Raw genomic sequence first — 21,272 nt, 5'->3', positions numbered from 1 at the left:
TACAGTAGGTGCTGGCGTAGTATCTAAGATTGTAGACTAATCTAGAGCTAGCAAGCTGAATTGAAAAGCCCGCTTCGTGCGGGCTTTTTTGTATTTGGAGGCCAGCTTCACGGTTTGCGGGAAGGGCGAACGCGTTAAGAAAAGGGTCCGGTGGACCCTTTTTAGCAGGTGAGCGCCTTGAGCCTGCGAAAGGCCGGAGGCCGTACAGTAGGTGCTGGCGTAGTATCTAAGATTGTAGACTAATCTAGAGCTAGCAAGCTGAATTGAAAGCCCGCTTCGTGCGGGCTTTTTTGTACGCAAAAGAAGATGGGGTCAGAGCACTAGGTGCTCTGACCCCATTTGTTTTTTAGGAAAAGGTTCTTATAAACAATAGATTAAGAGGTAAACTCAGCTTCAACAGGGGGATTGCACGGAGCCTCTTAGAATTTCTCTGAAACCCCCAAAGCCTATGGCTTAGAGCGATATTGAAGACGGGGTCAGAGCACTTAGTGCTCTGACCCCATTTTGTTATTTACGTTTGAACCTGATGCTTACTAACAGTAGCCAAATGCCTGTGGTAATGAACCATAGAAAAGCAGCAGAGAAGGTCCAAGTCAGAGGGTTATTAAAGTTTTTGCCACCGTTATAGTCCATGAAGTGAAGCCTAAATGCCCAGTCATTCAGCGTTGACCACTTATTTCTATGCGTTATGACCTCACCATTTTTTTCAGCGACATAGACTGTGGTTTCCAACGTGTCGTCGAAGATCACTTCATAGACACCGTCACCTAGGTCGCTAAGCTCTTCATTAATAAGCACATCGATACCATTTGGATAAAAGTGAACATCAGTTGCACTGAGCGCACCATGATAGCTTTGCTCGGCAATAACGCGAGCAACTTGGGCGTTAGCCGTCCATGTGTCCCCTGTTTCTGCGCTGAGCCAGTTAGACCCTGTTGTGGTGACTATATTCCAAACAAGTTGGTTAGCTACGCGCTGAAGTGTTGCCGACTCAATTTCTTCGTGGTCTGGATACCATTCGGGGGCACTAAGCACTGCTGTATTATTAGGATGCATTCGGTTTTGTTCAGCATTAAGCCATTCATGACCTGTTAAGGAGAAGTAAAGCCCTGTAATAGACCAAATGAGAAACTGAGCTCCGACAACCACAGCAGTCCACTTATGGAGCATAAATAGCGTTTTACGTTTCATCGTGCACCCACCACTCTGCGCTTACGAGGCTTTAAACGGCGGACCGTTAAAACCGTTCCAGTGCCAATAAACCCGATAGAGAGTAGGGTGAGGAAAACTAGCCACGGAGTTTGAATATTAGCTCGGGTTTTATAATCCATAATGTGGAGCATCCAAAAGAAGTCGAACGCGCGCCAAAAGCTGAAGCGTCTTGTCACCAACTCAGCTGTTTCAGCTTTAAAATACAACGTCGTATTTACCCAGTCGTCAAACTCAACTTGCCATACCGGCAAATGTGAAGAAGATAGTTCGCCTGGACCGCTTTGATGAAGGAAGGTAATGCTACGAATCGATGCTTCGCTGGAGGCTGTATAAACACGGCTCGCGATGCGCTCAATGTCTTCGCGGCTTGGCTGAATGGGGAATAAAGACTCTGAAGAGAAGAGTATAAGCTCGTCTCTTGTTTTCACTTCGATTGCTCCTTCGGGAGCGTCTACCAAGCCTCGGTTAACCCATTTTATGTATTCAGCGTTGGGGTAACGTTCCGTAATCGTGCGAAATGCTTGCTGATTAATGGTTCCGGTCGTAATTTCGGCGTTTTCGGCTAAATGGCCGCCATGGATATAGCTAAGCTTCATCCACACCATGTAGGCGCCACTTATGCCCCAAAGTGCAACCTGTATGGATAATATCCACGCAATCCATTTATGTAACTTGCGAATTGTTATTCTTTTCATCGTGTACCAAATATTTTGTCGCCGGCATCGCCTAGGCCAGGAATAATGTAACCATGCTCATTCAAGTGTGAATCTAAGCTGGCGGTATAAATATCCACATCGGGGTGTGCTTCACTAACCTTTTTCACACCCTCTGGCGCGGCGACAAGCACTAACACCCTAATATCTCGGCAGCCTCTTTCTTTCAGCATATCGAGGGTTGCGATCATGGAGCCTCCCGTAGCTAGCATCGGATCTATCACCAACGCTACCCGTTCTTCTATGCTACCTGCGAATTTTTCAAAATAAGAAACTGGCTGTAAGGTTTCTTCATCACGGTATAAACCCACAACACTAACTCTTGCACCAGGAATAAGCGTCAATACTCCGTCGAGCATGCCCATGCCAGCTCTCAGAATAGGCACTACGGTTACCTTTTTACCCTTTAACGTTTTTACTTGGATAGGGTTGCCGCTCCAGCCTTTGATTTCTTTAGTTTCTAACGGCATGTCTTTGGTAGCTTCGTAAGTGAGAAGGTTGCCCAACTCATTCGCTAATTCGCGGAAATTCTTGATGCTGATGTCGTGTTCGCGGAGCAACCCGAGTTTGTGCTGAACCAGAGGATGGTCGATTACATGCAGCGCCATAGTACAGCTCCTTATTTGGATTCTTCTTTTTATTGATTAAGCTTAAGTTTCGCATAGTTAACATCTCATTATAACGGTCTGCTACCAAGAGTCACCGCTTTCATATAGAATGGTGCGCTTGATTTGTTTTGTTGTAACGAGAACGCGCCAGAAGAGCGCGACCAAAGGAGCGATTTATGTCTGCAGACAATACGCAGAATAACGACCTAATGGGACGTAGAGGTTGGTTTACTAGGTTTCTTGACGGTGTTGAGTGGCTTGGCAATTTGCTACCGCATCCAATTACTTTATTTGCGCTTTTTAGTGTTTTTGTCATCTTAGCGAGTGGTATCGCGAGCTATTTCGGTCTTGCTGTAGCTGATCCTCGCCCAGGTAGCGAAGGCGAAATGATTGCCGTAAACAACCTGTTAAGTGGTGATGGCTTACGCTATATCGTTTCTAATCTAGTCACTAACTTTACGAACTTCCCGCCTTTGGGCGTGGTGCTAGTGGCCATTCTTGGTGTGGGTATTGCCGAACGTAGTGGCCTGCTAGAAGCACTGCTTAGAGGCATGGTTATGCGTGCTTCTCCGCGTATGGTTACCGTTACTGTAGTATTCACTGGTGTTATTTCTAACACAGCGTCTGAGCTTGGTTATGTGGTGCTAGTACCATTAGCGGCGATGATCTTCCATTCACTGGGCCGTCACCCGCTAGCGGGTTTGGCTGCAGCATTTGCGGGGGTTTCTGCAGGCTATAGTGCTAACTTGTTCATTGGTACGGTAGACCCGCTTCTTGCCGGCTTCACCACTTCAGCGGCGCAACTTATTGACCCAGATTATGTGGTTGGCGCGGAAATGAACTGGTACTTCATGTTTGCGAGTACTTTCCTGATTGCTATTCTTGGTGCTTTTGTTACCGAGAAAATTGTTGAACCGAAGCTCGGTAAATACAATCCGGACGATATCGATCCAGACGCAGAAATCGACCCGAACGTTAAAATGGAAAAGCTGTCTAAGACAGAGAAGAAAGGTCTTATCTTCGCAGGCCTCACTTTTGTTGCGTTACTGGCGTTATTGGCGATCACCATCATCCCTGAAAACGGTGTATTACGAAATCAAGAAACAGGTGAAATTGCGAAATCACCGTTCTTGAACGGGATCGTGGTATTTATATTTATTACCTTTGCTATTCCAGGCTTTGTGTACGGTTATGTAACTAAAGTAATGCGTAACGACCGGGACGTCATTGACGCGATGGCGAAAACCATGAGTTCTATGGGCTTATACATTGTATTGGTTTTCTTTGCCGCTCAGTTTGTTGCGTTCTTTGGCTGGACTAACTTTGGTACGATTCTGGCCGTAAATGGCGCAAATTTCTTGCAGTCGATAAACCTTACTGGGCCTATGGTATTCATTTTGTTCATTATGATGTGTGCATTCGTGAACCTGATGATTGGTTCTGCGTCTGCGCAGTGGGCGGTAACAGCTCCTATATTCGTACCGATGCTGATGCTAATTGGTTATGCACCAGAGTTGATTCAAGCGGCGTATCGTATTGGTGACTCGGTAACGAATATAATTACTCCAATGATGAGTTATTTTGGTCTAATATTGGCTGTAGCAGCGCGTTACCAGAAGAACTTAGGTATCGGCACTCTGATATCGATTATGCTACCTTACAGCATGGTGTTCTTCGTAGGTTGGATGACCTTGTTCTTTATCTTTGTATTTGTGCTCGGCTTCCCTGTAGGTCCGGGTGCGGAAACATACTATACGATGCCAGGAAACTAGAGCCAGGTAGAAAACCAAAGAAAAGGTAGGCAGCTTAATAGGGTTGCCTACCCTAAGTTAAATAGTCTTGAGTTCATTGGAGCTTAAATGGCGAAATTGAGGTTTGTGTTTTTGCTTGTGGTACTGTGCAGCGCGCTGTGTAGCGCTAGCGTTTACGCACAAGAATCTGAGCCTCAAGTTATTCGCGTTGCAGCTTACGAATTCCCCCCATACTACTCGCCTCGTTCAGACCAACATATGGTCTCCGTAGTCGTCGACGCTCTGAATGAAATACAAGACGACTTTCGATTTGTGATTCATGAAGTGCGCCCCTCGGAACGATATGATTCGCTTAGTGAAAACGGTTGTTGCGACTTAATGATGTTCGAATCGCTGAGCTGGGGATGGAGTAGATATCCTAATGTAGTGGCGGGGCCTGTGCTGAATAAAGGTACGGAACGCTTGTATGGACTAAGGTCGCGACTCGATAGTGGCGAGATTGGCTTCACTGTAGATGGCTCATTAAAAGTGGGTGGGGTGTTAGGTTATCACTACCGATTCGCAGGTTTTAGCACTGCTCGCGACGTGCTCGAGCTTGACTACAACGTGTATAGTACCGACTCGCAAGCGTCTCTAATTACCATGCTAACGAACCGTAGAATTGACCTTGCGGTACTTACCGACGAATACGTACATTGGCTGGCATTGCGAGAGCATCTTGATATCAACGGTTTGTCACCTAATCCCGAGATTGACCATAGCTACACTACACACTTGATTTTGAGTGAGAGAATCGCGCACAACCATGCACGTATTAGAGCACTATTTGATGAACTTCATCATTCAGGACGTTTACCAATGGTGTACAGCGACTTCGGTATTTCTCATTCCTACTTATATTCACCGCGCTGTTTAGAAAACTGTTAGCTATAAACGCTTAAGCCAAGTTCTTCAGCGAGCTGCGTCACCATGTATACGCCTTTGTGAGGGTTGCCGAACGCATTTAACTTGGGACTCCAAGCACAAATCACGCCGTAGTCTGGAACTATTGCAACTAATCCACCGCCTACTCCGCTTTTGGCCGGTAAGCCCACGGTAAAAGCGAACTCACCAGACTGATCATACATACCACTGGTAGATAGCAGCGCGTTAATACGGTGAGTTGAGCGGTGATCGCAAATAGTTTCGTTAGTGCATGGGTGAACCCCACGGTTTGCCAGAAATGAAAGACTAGTGGCTAAGTCAACGCAGTTCATACTCACAGCGCATTGATAGAAATAGTGGTCGAGAACGTCTGGAACTTCCGCTTCAATATTGCTGAAGCTTTTCATCAAATACGCCATTGCTGCATTGCGGTTGCCATGCTCTAGCTCGGAGTGCCAAACTTCCTCGTCCGCAATAACGCTGTCGTTCTGCGCTAGGTTTCTGATAAATTGAATGAAAGCGGCTCTGCTTGCTGAGTAATGGCGCGTGAGCACATCGGCAACTACAAGCGCGCCTGCATTAATAAACGGATTGCGCGGAATACCATGCTCCCATTCCAGCTGTACAATCGAGTTAAACGCTTGCCCAGAAGGCTCCATGCGGACACGTTGCCATAAGTCGTCACCTAATCGCTGCATGGCTTGAATCAAGCTAAATATCTTGGAAATACTTTGAATTGAGAAAGGTACGTACGCGTCGCCGGCTGTATGAACATCGCCGTTAATTTCGACTACAGCTAATCCTAAATGCTCTGGGTTCACTGCCGCCAATGCCGGAATGTAGTCTGCTAGTTTACCGTCGTTCGGCAACGCACGAGCATTCTCGAGAATTTTCTCAAGCAGTGCTTGCGTACGTTTAGGGTGAACAACTGTACCTTCCATTCTTCTCCTATTAACCCTTTTCGCTTAAAGCATTACCTTTATAACATTGGCGCAAGGAATTTTGCGGTATGAGAGGTTTCGCTTTGGCTCACCTCTTCCGGTGTTCCTGCAATGAGGATTTCCCCGCCGCCGCTGCCGCCTTCTGGACCTAAATCAACAATCCAGTCTGCGGTTTTAATCACATCCAAGTTATGCTCAATGACAACGATCGTATTGCCATGGTCACGCAAACGATGAATCACTGCAAGTAACTGCTGGATGTCATGGAAGTGCAGGCCGGTGGTTGGTTCGTCCAGGATATACAGGGTTTTGCCCGTATCCCGTTTGGACAGCTCCCGCGAAAGTTTAACGCGCTGCGCTTCACCCCCAGACAAGGTCGTTGCCGACTGGCCTAAGCGAATATACGACAAGCCTACGTCCATGAGTGTTTGCAGTTTTCGCGCTATAGCAGGTACAGCATCGAAGAATTCTCGTGCGTCTTCAACCGTCATTTCTAGCACTTCGTCTATGGTTTTACCTTTGTAACGAACTTCCAGAGTTTCTCGGTTGTAGCGCTTACCTTTACAAATGTCGCAAGGCACGTACACGTCGGGTAAGAAGTGCATTTCAACTTTAATTACACCGTCGCCTTGGCATGCTTCACAGCGCCCACCTTTCACGTTAAAGCTGAAGCGGCCAGGTTTGTAACCTCGAGCTCTTGCTTCCGGGACACCCGCGAACAATTCCCGAATTGGGGTGAAAATTCCCGTGTAAGTAGCGGGGTTAGAGCGCGGTGTTCTACCAATAGGGCTTTGGTCAATATCAACGACTTTGTCGAGGTGTTCTAAGCCACGTATTTCATCGTGCGGCGCAACCGTGTCCGACGTTGCTCCATTGAGTTCTTTATGCGCTAATGGCCAAAGTGTGTCGTTAATGAGCGTCGATTTTCCTGACCCCGAAACACCCGTAATACAGGTCATAAGACCAATCGGCACACGCAGGTTAACATTCTTGAGGTTATTTCCCCGAGCACCATCAAGTTCTAGCCAGTCTTTACCAGCTTTCACACGTTGTTTCGGTACGTCAATGTTGAGCTTGCCTGAAAGGTATTGTCCTGTAAGTGAACGCTCACTTGCTAAGATGTCATCCATGGTACCTTGCGCGATGATCTCACCACCGTGCACTCCAGCACCCGGGCCAATGTCAATCACGTGGTCGGCTGCACGTATGGCGTCTTCGTCGTGTTCTACAACGAGCACCGTGTTGCCTAAGTCACGTAGGTGGGTAAGCGTGTTTAAAAGTCGTTCATTATCGCGTTGGTGTAATCCAATCGACGGCTCGTCCAGCACATACATAACTCCGACTAGGCCGGCACCGATTTGGCTTGCCAATCGTATACGCTGTGCTTCACCGCCAGACAGCGTTTCCGCACTACGGTTAAGTGTCAGGTAGTTCAAACCAACGTTCACCAAAAAGCGCAGTCGGTCATTAATTTCTTTTAATATTTTTTCCGCGATTTTTGCGCGCTGACCCGTAAGTTCGAGGGCGTTAAAGAAAGCCAGTGAGTCGGCAATTGATCGCTCAACAACTTCTGGCAAAGTAGTCTCTTGTACAAATACATTACGCGCTTCTTCACGTAGCCTAGTCCCCTCGCATGAACGGCAAGGTTTGGTGGCAATATACTTCGACAGATCTTCACGTACCGCGTTAGAGTCAGTTTCACGGTAGCGACGCTGCATATTGGGCACAATACCCTCGAAACTATGTTTGCGCGCAACCGTATCGCCTCGGTCGTTCACATAGGTAAATTTGATTTCCTCTGATCCGCTTCCGAAGAGTACCTTTTCACGGACTTCTTCCGGCAAGTTCTGGAACGGTGTATTGAGGTCAAATTCATAGTGTTTCGCCAACGAGCGAAGCATCTGGTAATAGTAGAAATTTCTCTTGTCCCAACCGCGTATGGCGCCACCGGTTAAACTTAGTTCGGCGTTGGTGACTACTTTTTCAGGATCAAAATATTGTTCAACCCCCAAACCGTCACAGGTAGGGCATGCTCCCGCTGGGTTGTTGAAAGAAAACATTCGAGGTTCGAGTGCCTGCATGCTATAGCCACATTGCGGGCATGCAAAGTTGGCAGAGAATAGTAGGTCTTCAAAGGTGTTTTCTTCCATAGAAACCACCATCGCAGTACCACCACTGAGCTCCAATGCTGTTTCGAAACTCTCAGCAAGGCGTTGTTCAATACCTTCACGAACTTTCAAGCGATCGACTACTACATCAATGTCGTGCTTTTTATGGAGTTCAAGTTCAGGTGGGTCACTTAAGTCGCATACGTTACCGTCGATACGAGCGCGCAAGAAACCTTGTGCTGAAAGGTTTTCTAATGTTTTTTGGTGTTCACCTTTGCGGCTTCTCACCACTGGCGCTAACAGCATAATCTTGCTGTTTTCGGGTAGTGTTAAAACTTGGTCTACCATTTGGGAAATAGTTTGCGCGGCTAGCGGTTCATGGTGTTTAGGGCAGCGTGGCTCGCCGACGCGAGCAAACATCAGTCGCAAATAGTCGTATATTTCTGTAATTGTACCCACGGTGGAGCGCGGGTTATGAGAAGTCGACTTCTGTTCAATAGATATCGCTGGCGACAAACCCTCAATGCTGTCCACGTCCGGCTTTTCCATTAAGCTCAGGAATTGACGAGCATAAGCCGACAAAGACTCTACATATCGCCGCTGCCCCTCTGCGTACAACGTGTCAAACGCAAGTGAAGACTTACCCGAACCTGAAAGCCCTGTAATAACAACTAGTTTGTCTCGCGGAATTTCAAGATGAATATTCTTTAAATTGTGTGTTCTTGCACCGCGGATATCAATTTTATCCATGTAACCAGCTTTCCTCGTGTGAAGAATAATCGACCATTATCGCACAGCGACAACCGCATTTTGAAGTACGTAAAGCATTAAAGAAAAGTGCAACAGCGAGGTTATGTTTCAGTGTGTCGAATTGCTCGCGGTTCTGGTAAACTTGCGTTCCATTTTTACCCCGCGTAACGGAATTGCAGTTTTGGCTTCAACCGACACCATGAATCAAACAGAAAAGCGCCATGCGGTATCGCTCGCGTCTATATTCGGCCTGCGTATGCTTGGCCTGTTTTTGATCATGCCCGTGTTAGCCATATTCGGTCAAAACTATCCTGACTATTCGCCAATGTTGGTCGGTATTGCCATTGGTGCATATGGTCTTACTCAAGCGTTTCTGCAAATTCCGATGGGAATGCTTTCCGACAGAATAGGCCGTAAACCGGTCATCGTTGCGGGCTTGCTTCTGTTTACAATCGGCAGCGTGGTTGCCGCAGCTGCGCCTACGCTCGGATGGGTTATTGTTGGGCGTGTTTTACAGGGTGCAGGTGCTATAGCTGGCGCAATTCTGGCACTTGCTGCAGACGTGGCTCGGCCGGAACAACGGCCCAAGGTCATGGCCACAATTGGTATGGGCATTGGCTTAAGTTTTGTGGTGGCGTTGGTCGCCGCCCCCGTTCTGGCTGAATATATTGGCATTTCCGGGATATTTTGGGTTACAGCAATCTTGAGCGCATTAGCGGCTTTATTTGTGGTGCAATTTATACAAGCGCCACAACAAGCAGCAGGCTCAAGAGAAGTGATTGCTGTGCCTGACGAAATGAAGCAGCTCTTAAAAAATACACAACTACTTAGACTTCAGTCTGGGGTCGGTGTGCTTCATTTAGTGTTAACCGCATGGTTTGTAAGCTTTCCCATAAACTTAATAGAAGCTGGACTAAACGCTTCGTGGCATGGATTAGCATACTTAGTCACAGTCCTGGTGTCGTTTGCAGTTATGATTCCTTTCATGCTGTGGGTGATACGTCGTCAGAAAACGGTTTTGGGGATTCGAGTAGGGGCATTATTTTTATTGATTGGTTTTGCAGTTATTGCGTCTTTTTCTCAGCAATTACCAGCGCTAATGCTAGGCGTAACGCTATTTTTTGTAGGCTTTAATTATTTGGAAGCTACATTACCCGCCCAACTAAGTCAGCACGCACCTGCGGGTAGCAAAGGATCTGCGAGTGGAATTTACACCACCTTTCAATTTTTCGGAGCTTTTTTAGGTGGTACATTGGGTGGTGCAATTTCTGCTTGGGGAGGGCACAATGCAGTTATGATTTTTTGCATTGTGCTGCTACTATGTTGGTTACTCGTAACAACAGGCATGAAAGCGGAAAAACCTACCACTCGAGTTACATTGTCGTTACCAGAAATGTCGGGCCAGCAGGCTAATTTAATGGCCGAACAGCTAACTCAGTTACAGGGTGTAGAGGAAGCCTCCGTAGTGCATACAGAGCAAACAGCTTATTTAAAAGTTGACCCCAAATTATATAAGCCTGAAGCAGTGAAAACATTGCTGTCAGGAGTTCAGTAAAATAGGAGAGGATTATGGCGAGTCGTGGTATCAACAAGGTTATTTTGATCGGTAACTTAGGTTCAGATCCAGAAGTCCGTTACACGCAAAATAGTCAAGCCATGGCCAACCTAAGTGTCGCAACGAGCGAAACTTGGAAAGACAAACAAACTGGTGAGCAGCGTGAAAATACCGAATGGCACCGTGTGGTTTGTTATCGCCGTGTGGCTGAAATTGCAGGTGAGTACCTGAAAAAGGGTTCTAAGGTTTATATCGAAGGCCGTTTGCAAACGCGTAAGTGGCAGGGCCAAGACGGGCAAGACCGTTACACCACTGAAATTGTTTGTAACGACCTACAAATGCTAGACAGTCGCGGTGACTTTGGAGGCCAAAGCCAAGGTTCTAATAACTGGCAGCAACAGCAGAAGCCTGCTCAGCAGCCTCAGCAAAACCAAGGCGGATACGGCCAACCACAGCAACAACAGCAAGGCGGTGGTTACGGTCAGCCTCAGCAACAGTCGCAAGGTAATCAGGGGGGACAAGGTGGTTATGGCCAGCCGGCTCAGCCGCAGCAGCAACCAGCTCCGCAACCTGCTCCAATGCCAAACAACGACTTTGATGACGATATTCCATTTTAATCAGAATGGAATATCACATAAACTAGATAAGCCTCGCATTTGCGGGGCTTTTTTATGTTGATAATTCAGTACACTAAGCGTGGATAACCTTTCGTTTTTAGTCTAATTTTAAAGTTATATGAAAATAGCTTGGACATGACTATGTTTGGTTTTCTAAAAAAAGAAAATGATAAACCTGCTCCTTCCTCTGCAAACGAAGTTTCTATTGATTATTTAAAGTCGATTAGACAACACGTTCCTTATATCGAGTTCACTCCCCAAGGTGTAATAGAACAAGTAAACCAGCTCTTTGCAGATGTTACCGGGTACAGCCCTTCCGATTTGATTGGGAAACATCATCGTATCCTCTGTGAGGACAAATATTCTAATTCTGAAGACTATAAAAAACACTGGCGTATGCTGGCGGAGGGACATGCCAGCTCAGGCAATATTCGTCGCGTTAAGAAAAACGGCGACCTCGTGTGGTTAAGTGCGACCTATTTTCCGGTAACGAATAGTAATAACGAAGTCGTAAAGGTCATGAAAATTGCTTCAGACATTACAGAGAGTAGACACAGATTACGAGAGCTAGAAGCTCTGACCGATGCACTGAACAGGTCGATGGGCGTTATAGAATTTACCCCTGAAGGCGTTATTGTCAGTGCTAACGAGAACTTTTTATCTCTTGTTGGTTATGAAGAAAGTGAGGTTGTGGGTAAACATCATAAAATGTTTTGTGACGAGTCGTTTTATAAGGAAAACCCAGACTTTTGGACCAAGCTTCAACGCGGTGAGTATTTTGATGGGCGGTTTCACAGAAGAGATAAACGCGGCAACGATATTTGGTTAGAGGCTACATATAATCCAATTTATAACCGTGATGGCGTAGTCAATCGTATTATTAAAGTGGCTTCCGATGTAACACATCGAGTCGTTGCGGTCAGAGACATTAGCGATCGCGTGAATACCCAATGTGACCATGCAAACTCTCAGTCTTCAACGTCCAAACAAAAATTGTCTTCTACCCGAGCCTCGGGAGAAGAACTTTCGGGCATGATTCGAACTGTGGGTGAATTGTCTTCGCAGCTCAACGAACAGTCTAAAGATATTGTAACCATTGTAACCACGATTAACGCAATTGCAGAGCAAACGAATTTATTGGCACTTAATGCTGCGATAGAAGCTGCGCGAGCGGGTGAATCAGGTCGAGGGTTTGCCGTAGTTGCAGACGAGGTGAGAACGCTTGCGAAAAGAACCCAAGAGGCGACTTCGAAAATTGAACATGTAGTTTCTCGTAACGCTAGTTTAATGGGTGAAATTTCGACCACTGTAGAAGAAGTTTCGGCAAGTTCAGACGCCAACGTAACGCAAATGGAAGAAGCTGTTTTAAGCTTCGGCCAGCTCGACCAAACCATCGAAGAGTTAAGAGTGCAGATGGGTAACTTGAACGAGCTGCTCAAATAATATTAGTTTGTGATGACGAGGTTACGGCCGCGCTCTTTCGCTTGGTAAAGGGCTTTGTCTGCTCTTGAAATAAGCTGAGTAGGTGTGTCGTTGGGATGCGCCGTAACCACTCCAAAGCTAAGCGTTACTGATTTACCGTCGAGAGTTTGTACGCGTTTAGCAACTTGGTCTCGTAATTTCTCAGCTAATGTCGCTGCACCTGTGGAAGCAGTGTCGGGACACACTAGTAAAAATTCTTCTCCGCCCCAGCGACCAATGATATCTGTCTCCCGTATTCCCGACCTTAAATCTTTCGCAGCTTGTTTAAGAACTCTGTCTCCTTCCAGATGACCAAACTCATCGTTAACGTTTTTAAAGTAATCTATGTCTGCTAGCACAATAGATAGAGGCGATGAATCCCGCTTTGCAAGTTGTAAGTGGTAGTCCAGTAAATCTTCCAATCGACCGCGGTTATGTAAACCGGTTAGACGGTCGGTAATGGACACCTTTTCGAGTGCTTGATACGCGTCTTGCCTAGCGCGTTCGTAATACCTAAATAGGAACCACAGCACTACAAATACTTCTGCGACGTTAAGTAATGCGCCAACTTTAAGTGGGTGTGGGTTCGAGTTAGGAAGTGAAAATCCCACATAAATTAATGCTAAAACAAAAGCGATTGCGGATACCCAAGAAGCTGCAGTTTTCCCGAGTAAGAAAAAGCTGAGCGGCGCTAAGACCGTAAACCAAATTAATGAATATGCTTGTCCTTTTGCAATAAAGATAAACATAAAGAGATTAAAAATTACGGCCAGAATGACCGACCATGAAGCAACATTAAGATTTTGGGTCCGTTTGAAATATAGAAGAATCACCAATCCCAGTACAGCTGAAGTGAAATTAAAAGATGCTATGGTGTTCGCTTGAAAAGAGACAACATTGATTGATCCTATGACTAATGAGAGCGTAATAACCAACCATAATGTCACAAAAAGAAGTTTTCTCTGGTGCTCAAGAGCCTGATATGCATTCATTTATTTTGTACTTTTTTTATGGTTAACTGCTCGATTCTATGACAATCGTCGTATTTAAGCTATTACCTCTGAACTCTATGGTTTAAGAGCTGTAAAATATCACTGTCCTGTACAGTCGGTCGCATTTGCGAACAAAGGATCCAATGAAAAAAAGCATAACAATATACTTAGCTGTTCCTTTGATGCTTTTAAGCATTGTAGGCATTGAATATGCACAATCTGCATACCGCGACCAACTCCTTTCAGAAGAAAGAGCTGAACGCTCGCTGAAATTTCAGCTCGCAAGAGCGCAACTAGAATCCATTATTTTTCATGACATCTACTTGTCTGAGTCCTTAGCAACTTATATATCTGCGAATCCGAATTCTGACTCAGAGGAATGGGAACCTATAGCAAGAGCTTTGTATGAGCGGGCGGACGCTATTCGTAATATCGGTCTGGCCCCTGACAATATTATTCGCTATGTCTATCCCCTAGAGGGCAATGAGGAAGCCATTGGCTTTGATTTTCGAACTAACCCAATTCAGTACGCATCTGTTCGCCAAGCGATGGAATCTAAGGAAATGGTGGTTTCAGGACCCGTAAACTTAGTGCAAGGTGGTACAGCCTTGATAGCACGAGTTCCTATTTTCGAGGTCAACAACCCTGATCGTTATTGGGGAGGAGCAAGTGTAGTTATCAATACAGATATCTTGTTTGATGAAGCAGGCCTGACGGAGTTAGCCGATCAAGGTGTTCGGTTTGCGTTACGGGGCAGACACGGGCGTGGTCGAGATGGAGATATATTTTACGGGGAAGAATCGATATTCGAAGGGGGTAACCCCGAGTTAGTTGTTAATTTACCCAATGGCAACTGGATCCTAGCTTATGAGAAGCTGACGGCTTTTTCTGAGCGCATCGCCTGGTACCGGGAACACCTTGTTCGTATTCTGGGTATATCTCTATTGTTCGCTATCCTAGCTATACTTGGATACACCGACTGGGCCTTGAATTTGGCGCGTAAACACGCACGCGAGGATAAACTCACCGGATTGACAAATTTAAGATATTTGGACCAATTCACAGAGCTTTTGATGTCCAAGAACGCAAAAGAAAGAATTCAGTTTGCCATTTTGTATATAGATTTAGACGGTTTTAAGCAAATTAATGACCTGTATGGGCATAAAGTTGGTGACGATATGCTAATTGCTGTCGCTGACACGCTGCGTAAGTCGATCTCAAGTACAGATGTGGCAGCTCGAATTGGAGGCGATGAGTTTTTACTGCTTCTTACTCGAATGCGTAGCTTTAAAGATTTAGATTTTGTGGTTGAGAAGATTCGTACAGCCATTGTGGAGACCACCATTGAGCACAACGGAAAGAAGCTTTATGTAGGCGCGAGTATAGGCACTGCTACCTATAGTGAAGAGGGTAAAAGCCTTGATGATCTGCTAAAAACAGCAGACAAGAAAATGTATGAAAATAAACGAGAAAGAAAAGAGAACGAGAGCTAGGTAAATTCCTAGCTCTTTTTTGTTTTTTCGTTAAATTAATCCGTACTTGTGCGCAATCGTGTCAAAGTAATTCAACGTATGCTTCGCGTACGCACGCTTTTCAATATAGCTGCCTGGGAAGAAATTCTTTTTAAACCCATAAGCAACCATATCTTTTAAACGTTTTACGGGTACCGGGAAGTTATCGAGTGCTAGTTTATACTCGTCACTGACAGTGGTTCTCGATACCAAACGGTTGTCAGTACATATCACGGTAGCCAGGCGGTTCTCTAGCATGTGCTTGAAGTTATGGTTCTTAATGTCACCAATAGCAGGGTTAGTTTGTAAGTTGCTGGTTAAGCAAACTTCTACCGCAATTCTTCTATCAGCAATATAAGACGCTAAGTGTTCGCTATACGCTTTCTTGTCTTTAATGCTGGCGTCTTCAATCATGTCAGGTGAGAACAAAGAATAGCCGTGGCCTAAACGATCTGCGTAGCACTTAGTAAGCGCTTCGAAAATACTTTCTGCACCATAGGCTTCGCCGGCATGTACGGTTTTGAGTAAAAAGTTCTGGTGTGCATACTCGTATACTTCCTTGAATTTTTTGGCAGGGTAACCATTTTCTTGTCCGGCTATGTCTAACCCTACGATAGGTAGACCTTCTTCGTCACGCATACGAATACTGGCGCGTATCATTTCCATAGCAGCAGCTTTGATCACTGCCATATCATCGTGGTCGCGCATTAAGTTAAATAGTTGCGTGTAATACGGAGAAAACCCTTTCTTACCAAACATACGCATTGCGCAGTTAATGATGCCGTATTCAAATGGAGGCTTTAACCCTTCACTTAACCCTACGTCTGGGCGCTGGTTATACTCACTTTTCGCTCGGGCTAAACCGTTGTTCACAGCATGCATAACTTCGTCGAAGCCAATGCCATTGGCTGGGTCCATCAGCAGTTGCGGGGCGAAACGAACTTCAATGTAGTTTACGCCTTCCTCTAGGTTGTCCATTGCCAATTCGTAAGACGCACGTTCCATATTCTCTAAATCACGTAGTACGGCACAGGTGTATTGGAAACCGTTCAGGTATTCACCTAGGTTCGCATAGTGCGACTTGAAAACCTTGTCGTACAAACCGTCTACGGTATAAGAAGGAAGCTCGATTTTACCTGCTTTAGCCATCTCAATAAGTGACTCAATACGTAAGCTGCCGTCTAAGTGCAAATGCAAGTCGGCTTTTGGCATTTCGCGAATAAAGTCGAGAGAAAACTTGGCGGGTGAATCTGAGGCTTTCGGGCTAAATGGCATAAGCGTCTCCGTGGCGTGAATTTAACCGAATATTATATCTGAAAATATACTGAATTGCTCGGTTTGGAAATTGTCTTCATGAGTCGGCTTCGGTAAAGTAATCGGGCAAATAGCTAAAATAAAAATAATCTCACCACGCTTTATAACGGACCAACAATGGCTTCACTTTATTTTACATACTCTGCAATGAATGCAGGGAAAAGTACTTCTTTGCTACAAGTTGCCCACAATTACGAAGAAAGAGGGCAGAAAGTTTTATTACTTACACCGAACTTAGATAACCGAGCAGGTGTTGGAAAAATTCAGTCTCGCTTGGGTATTGGGCGTGAAGCCATGCCGTTTACCGAAAATGAAAACTTAGCTGAACTAATTCAGAGCATCGAGCAAAAATGGCAGCAAACACGTAAAGCCCGGCCTGCTATAGACTGTGTACTTATCGACGAAGCTCAGTTTCTTACCGAACAACAAGTGTGGCAACTTACCCGTGTGGTCGACGAGCAGAACATTCCTGTAATGTGTTACGGCATTCGCACCGATGCCTTTGGTAAAGCATTTGCCGGTAGTGCTGTGCTGTTGGCTGTGGCTGACAAACTGGCTGAAATGAAAACGATTTGTCACTGTGGTCGTAAAGCTACGATGTCGTTGAGAGTCGACGAAAATGGCAATGCTGTAAAAGCCGGTGAGCAAATTGCCATTGGTGGTAACGACCGTTATATATCCTGCTGCAGACAACATTGGTCTGAGGCGATGTCAAAGTAACCGGTTTCCAGTATAATTCCTCGCACATTTATCGACTGAGGACTGTACATGGATACTTTGAGTATTATTCGCCCCGACGACTGGCACCTTCATTTACGAGACGATGACCTATTAGCCGGTACAGTTCCAGCTTCTGCGAAGGTGTTCAATCGTGCTGTCATTATGCCTAATCTGGTTCCGCCGGTAACTACGGTTGCTGCGGCTATGGAATATCGGCAGCGCATTATGGCCGCTCTTCCTCAGGGCCATACATTCCAGCCGTTGATGGCACTTTACCTCACGCAAACGACGTCAGTGAATGATATTCGCCAAGCAGCGGCGAATCCTGATGTTATTGGCTTTAAGCTCTACCCAGCAGGAGCAACTACAAATTCAGACGCAGGTGTAACTTCGGTAGCAGACATGGGACCTGTTTTTGAGGCCATGGAAGAAGAGGGCGTTCCATTGCTCGTCCACGGCGAAGTCACGGAGTCTGAAATCGATATCTTTGATCGTGAAAAAGAATTTATTGATCGCCACTTAGTTGGGATTGTAAACAAGCACCCACGTTTAAAACTGGTACTTGAGCACATTACTACAAAAGATGCAGCCGACTTTGTGAAAGAGTCTCACGCTGGCGTGGGTGCAACGATTACTCCGCAGCACCTATTAATGAACCGTAACGACTTATTAGTGGGTGGCGTAAGGCCGCATAACTTTTGCTTACCGGTATTGAAGCGCAGAACACACCAAGAAGCCTTACAAGCTGTTGCAGTTAGCGGTAGTCCGAAATTCTTTTTAGGTACAGACTCTGCACCACATGCTCGTCATAAAAAGGAAGCCGCATGTGGTTGTGCAGGTTGTTATTCGGCTCCTGCTGCTATTGAGTTATACGCTGAGTTCTTTAGCCGTATGGACGCATTAGATAAGTTAGAAAACTTCGCGAGCCGTTTTGGTGCAGAGTTTTATGGTTTACCCGTGAATGAAGACAAGATCACATTGAAACGTAGCACTTGGACAGTACCTGCAAGCGTTCAAATCGGTAGCGAACCTTTTGTTCCTTATTGGGCAAACGAGCAGCTGCAATGGAAATGTGAAAATTAAGTTCAAGCTCTGCTGGTAACATCCGATAGCTAGTTAAACCATTTGAAAAGAATTCCTGCCCCCGCAGGAACCCCTGCCACGCTCCGCGCTGTGAATTTCACGCCGGGGCGTGCACTTTTTTCACCCCTTAAAATACCCTCTTTGTTATATCGAAATTACAAGACTTTTAACACGATTGCCGTTAAAATAGACAAATGGATAAAATTCCTATGGTCAATTATTATTTTACCCTGGCGAAGGTCATGTGAAATAAGCGCAAACACACGGTGTTGTAGAATTCGCGGGGGATATCTTTCGCGAGCATAATTATAATAAAATTGAAGTACTGGTAGGACGCCAGTAATTCGCCGAAGGGAGCATGAGTTTTAACGTGTTTAAATGGCCGCAAAGAAATCAGCAGCAATATGTATATGCTGTTAGCGTGCAGAAAAAAGCACTTCATTTAGCTATCCTGAAATCTAAGAAAAAGGATGGCATAGCCTCTTCGTCAGTTCTTTCCTGGAATAGTAAAGCGTGGGAGCTTGTTGTTAATGACGAAATTGAAGTTGCTAACGACAACCATGCCAAAGCATTAGCTAAATTACTCAAGCGTTACGACAAATTCGACTTCAAACAACAGCCGTTGCAGATCGTTTTAAGCTCTGCATACGTTGAGCAAGTGAGTGTCGACAAGCCCGATGTTGCTGAAGATGACATTCCCGCCGCATTACAATGGACCTTGAAAGATTTGGTGAATATCGACGCCGCAGACATGGTTGTCGACTACTGCGACTTGCCTATTCAGGCCGGTAGCGAAAACAAAATTGTGGCTATCGCGGCTAGCCGTTCGTTTTTACAGCCTCTACTCGACATTATTCACGAACAGAAGTTTGATGTTCAGGGTATTGTAAATGCAGACGTCGCCTTTACGTATTGGTTTGCCCCTGATGAGCGTATTTTGGCACTTTCTCAAACCCAGCATGAAAGTAACGAACTACATATTATTGCGCAGCAAAGGTTAGTGTTGAACAGAGAGTTAACGCGTATTACCCAGATCGGGAAAATGTCTCCCGAAAACATGGACGAGGTCGAACAGCTGGCCTTGGAAATACAGCGCTCACTCGACTTCTATACAAGCCAACTTAGGCAAGCGCCGCTCACGCAAGTGGTTTTAGCCACCAATCATCCGCAAGCCCCGCAAATTGTCGATATGGTGGGCGCGCAACTGGGTATGCAGAGTAGTGTCTTGCAATACCCGGACTGGGCGAAAGAGCTTCGCGCGGGTGACTTTAGTGACCTCGCAGTATTAAGTGGCTTACTGTGGCTCATAGCAGCAGACTCTGACGCGGAGGCAGCGGCATGAAGTATCGCGTTAACCTCTACCAAGCGTCTTTAAAACCTGAAATAAAGCTTATATCGGCAAACAAAGTAAGTATTGCCGCAAGTTTGGTTGTAGTGTTTTTGGTCACAGCGCTGATTATGATTAAAGTGTCGACTGCATCGTTGCAGAGCAAAGTGAACAAACAACAGGCTGAGCTAACCGAGTTACAAAATGAAGTAGCTACATTAAACGCGCGCGTAAGTAACGCCCGGGTAGCACCTGAGTTAGTGAGAAGCGAACGTGTGTTAGAGCGAGAAGTAACTGCGAAAACAAGGTTGCTACAACGTTTTGACACAACGAACAGGTTGAGCAATATCGACTTTAGCCAAGTATTGGGTGATCTGTCTCGAGTGCATATTGAAGGCATTTGGTTAACGCGAATCTATGCTGACCAAAGTGGATTAGAAATATACGGAAAAACCGTGCAACCGGCAGCAATTCCAAATTGGATGGAGCGATTTAAGGAAGTAGATACGCTTAGTCCATATCGATTCTCAGTTGTTGAATTACAGCGAGACAGTGAACGTGCATTGAATTTCGCCATAGTCTCTAGCCCTAGAGAAGTTGCAAGTTCTGGAACCAGACAAGCTCGAGGTTCACAGCAATGAGAATTTGGGCACGGTTAAAAGATGGTTTTGACAGCCGCTCAATCAGAGAACAGTGGATTCTTGGTGTTTTATTGATCGGGATCATTGGCTGGATAGGCTTTTTGGTTATGATAGAACCAGCATTAGAAAAGCGGGCGCAAGTTAAAACCGAGCTAGACAATGTTCGTACTACTACCACCGCCCTTGAAGCTGGAATACCAGAGCTTACGGCGCGTGCGAATGTTGATTTGAATCGAAGTGCCGAGCAGCGTATTGAGCAATTACAACGACAGAATGCTCGTCTAACACAAAGTCTTGAGGCGCAGGCCGAATTTGTGCAGCCTAGTGAACTGTTAACTTGGATTCAGTCGCTTTTAATATCAACAGAGTCGTTAGAGCTGACCTACTTCGACGCAAAGCCGGCGGCACCGTTAACAACGACTCAAGATTCGGAACAAGCAACTGAGCAGGCGGCTATGGAAGTGTATCGTCACCCTGTAGAAGTTGTTCTCGAGGGTGATTTTGAAGGAATTCATAATTACCTAACGAACTTGAATGAATTGCCTTTAAGTTTTTATTGGAAGTCTTTAGATTATCAAGTAATACAGTACCCACAAGCTAGGGTAACTCTTAATTTATATACGCTGAGTTATGGCACAGTGGCGGCAGAAAGTGACGAGGGAGGCGAAAATGCGCAGTAGCATGGTGTTTTTGTTGTCTTTGGTCGGGCTTTTTAATGCGCATGCCATGGCGGAAGAGAAAATGGTTGATCCAACTCGTCCACCCGATGCGTTCCTCCAGGGGACAACGATCGAGCAGGGCTCTCTCGTAGAGAGTATGAGAAGCCTGCGTTTAACTTTGCAAAGCATCTGGTATGTTGAGAGTGCGGCAACAGCGACCATTAATAATGAGATTTACCGAGTAGGTGATCGCGTAGGCGAGTGGGCTGTTACAGACATCGGTGCCAATGAAGTTACGCTACAGCGAGAAGAAGAAATTATGCGCTTGACCGTTTTTGAGCAAGGGCAGTTGAGTATAAGCAAGGAATCGTCATGAAAAAGACAG

18 protein-coding genes and 2 pseudogenes are annotated in these 21,272 nt (G+C 45.7%); 13 read left to right on the top strand and 7 right to left on the bottom strand.

Features of this window, described 5'->3' with window-relative positions; genetic code table 11:
* Positions 1–507: 507 nt before the first annotated feature.
* Genes EYQ95_RS07570 through upp form a run of 3 tightly spaced genes read right to left on the bottom strand, consistent with a single transcriptional unit; the run spans position 508 to position 2,533 of the window.
* The gene (locus EYQ95_RS07570; protein WP_111915288.1) at positions 508–1,191 is read right to left on the bottom strand and encodes a PepSY domain-containing protein; all 684 of its coding nucleotides are present in this window, start codon (positions 1,189–1,191) and stop codon (positions 508–510) included.
* Positions 1,188–1,907 carry a hypothetical protein gene (locus tag EYQ95_RS07565; protein WP_111915287.1) on the bottom strand — a complete coding sequence of 240 codons (720 nt, stop codon included), beginning with the start codon at positions 1,905–1,907 and terminating at the stop codon, positions 1,188–1,190. Before EYQ95_RS07565 ends, EYQ95_RS07570 begins: the two co-directional genes overlap by 4 nt.
* Positions 1,904–2,533 carry a uracil phosphoribosyltransferase gene (upp, locus tag EYQ95_RS07560; protein ID WP_111915286.1) on the bottom strand — a complete coding sequence of 210 codons (630 nt, stop codon included), beginning with the start codon at positions 2,531–2,533 and terminating at the stop codon, positions 1,904–1,906. The genes EYQ95_RS07565 and upp overlap by 4 nt, the downstream gene beginning before the upstream one ends.
* A gap of 176 nt (positions 2,534–2,709) precedes the next feature.
* Here upp and EYQ95_RS07555 point away from each other — a divergent pair, with 176 nt between their 5' ends.
* Both EYQ95_RS07555 and EYQ95_RS07550 read left to right on the top strand, forming a co-directional pair.
* Positions 2,710–4,305, top strand: coding sequence for an AbgT family transporter (locus tag EYQ95_RS07555; protein WP_111915285.1), 1,596 nt, complete (start codon positions 2,710–2,712; stop codon positions 4,303–4,305).
* Between the two features lie 237 nt (positions 4,306–4,542).
* Positions 4,543–5,211, top strand: coding sequence for a hypothetical protein (locus EYQ95_RS07550; protein WP_165924696.1), 669 nt, complete (start codon positions 4,543–4,545; stop codon positions 5,209–5,211).
* Here the strand turns inward: EYQ95_RS07550 and glsB are convergent.
* Positions 5,208–6,149 (bottom strand): glutaminase B, encoded by a 942-nt coding sequence (gene glsB, locus EYQ95_RS07545; RefSeq protein ID WP_111915283.1) that lies wholly within the window; start codon positions 6,147–6,149, stop codon positions 5,208–5,210. The two genes, EYQ95_RS07550 and glsB, sit on opposite strands and share 4 nt — an antisense overlap.
* Positions 6,150–6,190: 41 nt before the next feature.
* A pseudogene (gene uvrA, locus EYQ95_RS07540) lies at positions 6,191–9,007 on the bottom strand (excinuclease ABC subunit UvrA); the annotation flags it as partial.
* 181 nt (positions 9,008–9,188) lie between these two features.
* On the opposite strand from uvrA, the gene EYQ95_RS07535 reads away from it, so the two are divergent.
* The 4 genes and pseudogenes from EYQ95_RS07535 (at position 9,189) to EYQ95_RS27215 (ending at position 12,622) form a co-directional block, all read left to right on the top strand.
* Positions 9,189–10,562, top strand: coding sequence for an MFS transporter (locus EYQ95_RS07535; protein ID WP_207916270.1), 1,374 nt, complete (start codon positions 9,189–9,191; stop codon positions 10,560–10,562).
* A gap of 14 nt (positions 10,563–10,576) precedes the next feature.
* Entirely contained in the window at positions 10,577–11,179 is a 603-nt protein-coding gene (gene ssb / locus EYQ95_RS07530) for a single-stranded DNA-binding protein (RefSeq protein ID WP_111915281.1), read from the top strand.
* A 135-nt stretch (positions 11,180–11,314) separates the two neighbouring features.
* A pseudogene (locus EYQ95_RS27220) lies at positions 11,315–12,085 on the top strand (PAS domain-containing protein); the annotation flags it as partial.
* 126 nt (positions 12,086–12,211) lie between these two features.
* Entirely contained in the window at positions 12,212–12,622 is a 411-nt protein-coding gene (locus tag EYQ95_RS27215) for a methyl-accepting chemotaxis protein (protein WP_370443885.1), read from the top strand.
* A gap of 2 nt (positions 12,623–12,624) precedes the next feature.
* Here EYQ95_RS27215 and EYQ95_RS07520 read toward each other — a convergent pair whose 3' ends face one another.
* Positions 12,625–13,632 carry a GGDEF domain-containing protein gene (locus EYQ95_RS07520; RefSeq protein ID WP_111915279.1) on the bottom strand — a complete coding sequence of 336 codons (1,008 nt, stop codon included), beginning with the start codon at positions 13,630–13,632 and terminating at the stop codon, positions 12,625–12,627.
* Between the two features lie 143 nt (positions 13,633–13,775).
* Between EYQ95_RS07520 and EYQ95_RS07515 the strand changes: the two genes are divergently transcribed.
* On the top strand, positions 13,776–15,125 hold the full coding sequence (locus EYQ95_RS07515) for a diguanylate cyclase domain-containing protein (RefSeq protein ID WP_111915278.1): 1,350 nt from the start codon (positions 13,776–13,778) through the stop codon (positions 15,123–15,125).
* Positions 15,126–15,155: 30 nt separating this feature from the next.
* Here the strand turns inward: EYQ95_RS07515 and EYQ95_RS07510 are convergent, their stop codons facing one another.
* Positions 15,156–16,418: an adenosine deaminase family protein gene (locus EYQ95_RS07510; RefSeq protein ID WP_111915277.1), complete on the bottom strand. Its 1,263-nt coding sequence runs from the start codon at positions 16,416–16,418 to the stop codon at positions 15,156–15,158.
* Positions 16,419–16,574: 156 nt separating this feature from the next.
* On the opposite strand from EYQ95_RS07510, the gene EYQ95_RS07505 reads away from it, so the two are divergent.
* From EYQ95_RS07505 to EYQ95_RS07480, 6 genes are all read left to right on the top strand, one after another.
* Positions 16,575–17,177, top strand: a complete 603-nt coding sequence (locus tag EYQ95_RS07505; RefSeq protein WP_111915276.1) for a thymidine kinase — start codon at positions 16,575–16,577, stop codon at positions 17,175–17,177.
* Positions 17,178–17,225: 48 nt separating this feature from the next.
* On the top strand, positions 17,226–18,260 hold the full coding sequence (gene pyrC / locus EYQ95_RS07500) for a dihydroorotase (protein ID WP_111915275.1): 1,035 nt from the start codon (positions 17,226–17,228) through the stop codon (positions 18,258–18,260).
* 358 nt (positions 18,261–18,618) lie between these two features.
* Positions 18,619–19,602, top strand: coding sequence for a hypothetical protein (locus tag EYQ95_RS07495; protein ID WP_111915274.1), 984 nt, complete (start codon positions 18,619–18,621; stop codon positions 19,600–19,602).
* The gene (locus EYQ95_RS07490) at positions 19,599–20,228 is read left to right on the top strand and encodes a PilN domain-containing protein (protein ID WP_111915273.1); all 630 of its coding nucleotides are present in this window, start codon (positions 19,599–19,601) and stop codon (positions 20,226–20,228) included. Before EYQ95_RS07495 ends, EYQ95_RS07490 begins: the two co-directional genes overlap by 4 nt.
* The gene (gene gspM, locus EYQ95_RS07485) at positions 20,225–20,908 is read left to right on the top strand and encodes a type II secretion system protein GspM (protein ID WP_111915272.1); all 684 of its coding nucleotides are present in this window, start codon (positions 20,225–20,227) and stop codon (positions 20,906–20,908) included. The genes EYQ95_RS07490 and gspM overlap by 4 nt, the downstream gene beginning before the upstream one ends.
* Positions 20,898–21,263, top strand: a complete 366-nt coding sequence (locus EYQ95_RS07480; RefSeq protein ID WP_111915271.1) for a hypothetical protein — start codon at positions 20,898–20,900, stop codon at positions 21,261–21,263. The genes gspM and EYQ95_RS07480 overlap by 11 nt, the downstream gene beginning before the upstream one ends.
* Positions 21,264–21,272 lie beyond the last annotated feature (9 nt).

The sequence above is a fragment of the Lysobacter sp. N42 genome (genome assembly GCF_004344885.1).
This window is presented reverse-complemented; position numbering and strand designations above follow the sequence as displayed.

Coding starts and splice junctions, on each gene's coding strand:
- EYQ95_RS07570 (WP_111915288.1), bottom strand. CDS start 1,191: ATGAAACGTAAAACGCTATTTATGCTCCATAAGTGGACTGCTGTGGTT.
- EYQ95_RS07565 (WP_111915287.1), bottom strand. CDS start 1,907: ATGAAAAGAATAACAATTCGCAAGTTACATAAATGGATTGCGTGGATA.
- upp (WP_111915286.1), bottom strand. CDS start 2,533: ATGGCGCTGCATGTAATCGACCATCCTCTGGTTCAGCACAAACTCGGG.
- EYQ95_RS07555 (WP_111915285.1), top strand. CDS start 2,710: ATGTCTGCAGACAATACGCAGAATAACGACCTAATGGGACGTAGAGGT.
- EYQ95_RS07550 (WP_165924696.1), top strand. CDS start 4,543: ATGGTCTCCGTAGTCGTCGACGCTCTGAATGAAATACAAGACGACTTT.
- glsB (WP_111915283.1), bottom strand. CDS start 6,149: ATGGAAGGTACAGTTGTTCACCCTAAACGTACGCAAGCACTGCTTGAG.
- ssb (WP_111915281.1), top strand. CDS start 10,577: ATGGCGAGTCGTGGTATCAACAAGGTTATTTTGATCGGTAACTTAGGT.
- EYQ95_RS27215 (WP_370443885.1), top strand. CDS start 12,212: ATGATTCGAACTGTGGGTGAATTGTCTTCGCAGCTCAACGAACAGTCT.
- EYQ95_RS07520 (WP_111915279.1), bottom strand. CDS start 13,632: ATGAATGCATATCAGGCTCTTGAGCACCAGAGAAAACTTCTTTTTGTG.
- EYQ95_RS07515 (WP_111915278.1), top strand. CDS start 13,776: ATGAAAAAAAGCATAACAATATACTTAGCTGTTCCTTTGATGCTTTTA.
- EYQ95_RS07510 (WP_111915277.1), bottom strand. CDS start 16,418: ATGCCATTTAGCCCGAAAGCCTCAGATTCACCCGCCAAGTTTTCTCTC.
- EYQ95_RS07505 (WP_111915276.1), top strand. CDS start 16,575: ATGGCTTCACTTTATTTTACATACTCTGCAATGAATGCAGGGAAAAGT.
- pyrC (WP_111915275.1), top strand. CDS start 17,226: ATGGATACTTTGAGTATTATTCGCCCCGACGACTGGCACCTTCATTTA.
- EYQ95_RS07495 (WP_111915274.1), top strand. CDS start 18,619: ATGAGTTTTAACGTGTTTAAATGGCCGCAAAGAAATCAGCAGCAATAT.
- EYQ95_RS07490 (WP_111915273.1), top strand. CDS start 19,599: ATGAAGTATCGCGTTAACCTCTACCAAGCGTCTTTAAAACCTGAAATA.
- gspM (WP_111915272.1), top strand. CDS start 20,225: ATGAGAATTTGGGCACGGTTAAAAGATGGTTTTGACAGCCGCTCAATC.
- EYQ95_RS07480 (WP_111915271.1), top strand. CDS start 20,898: ATGCGCAGTAGCATGGTGTTTTTGTTGTCTTTGGTCGGGCTTTTTAAT.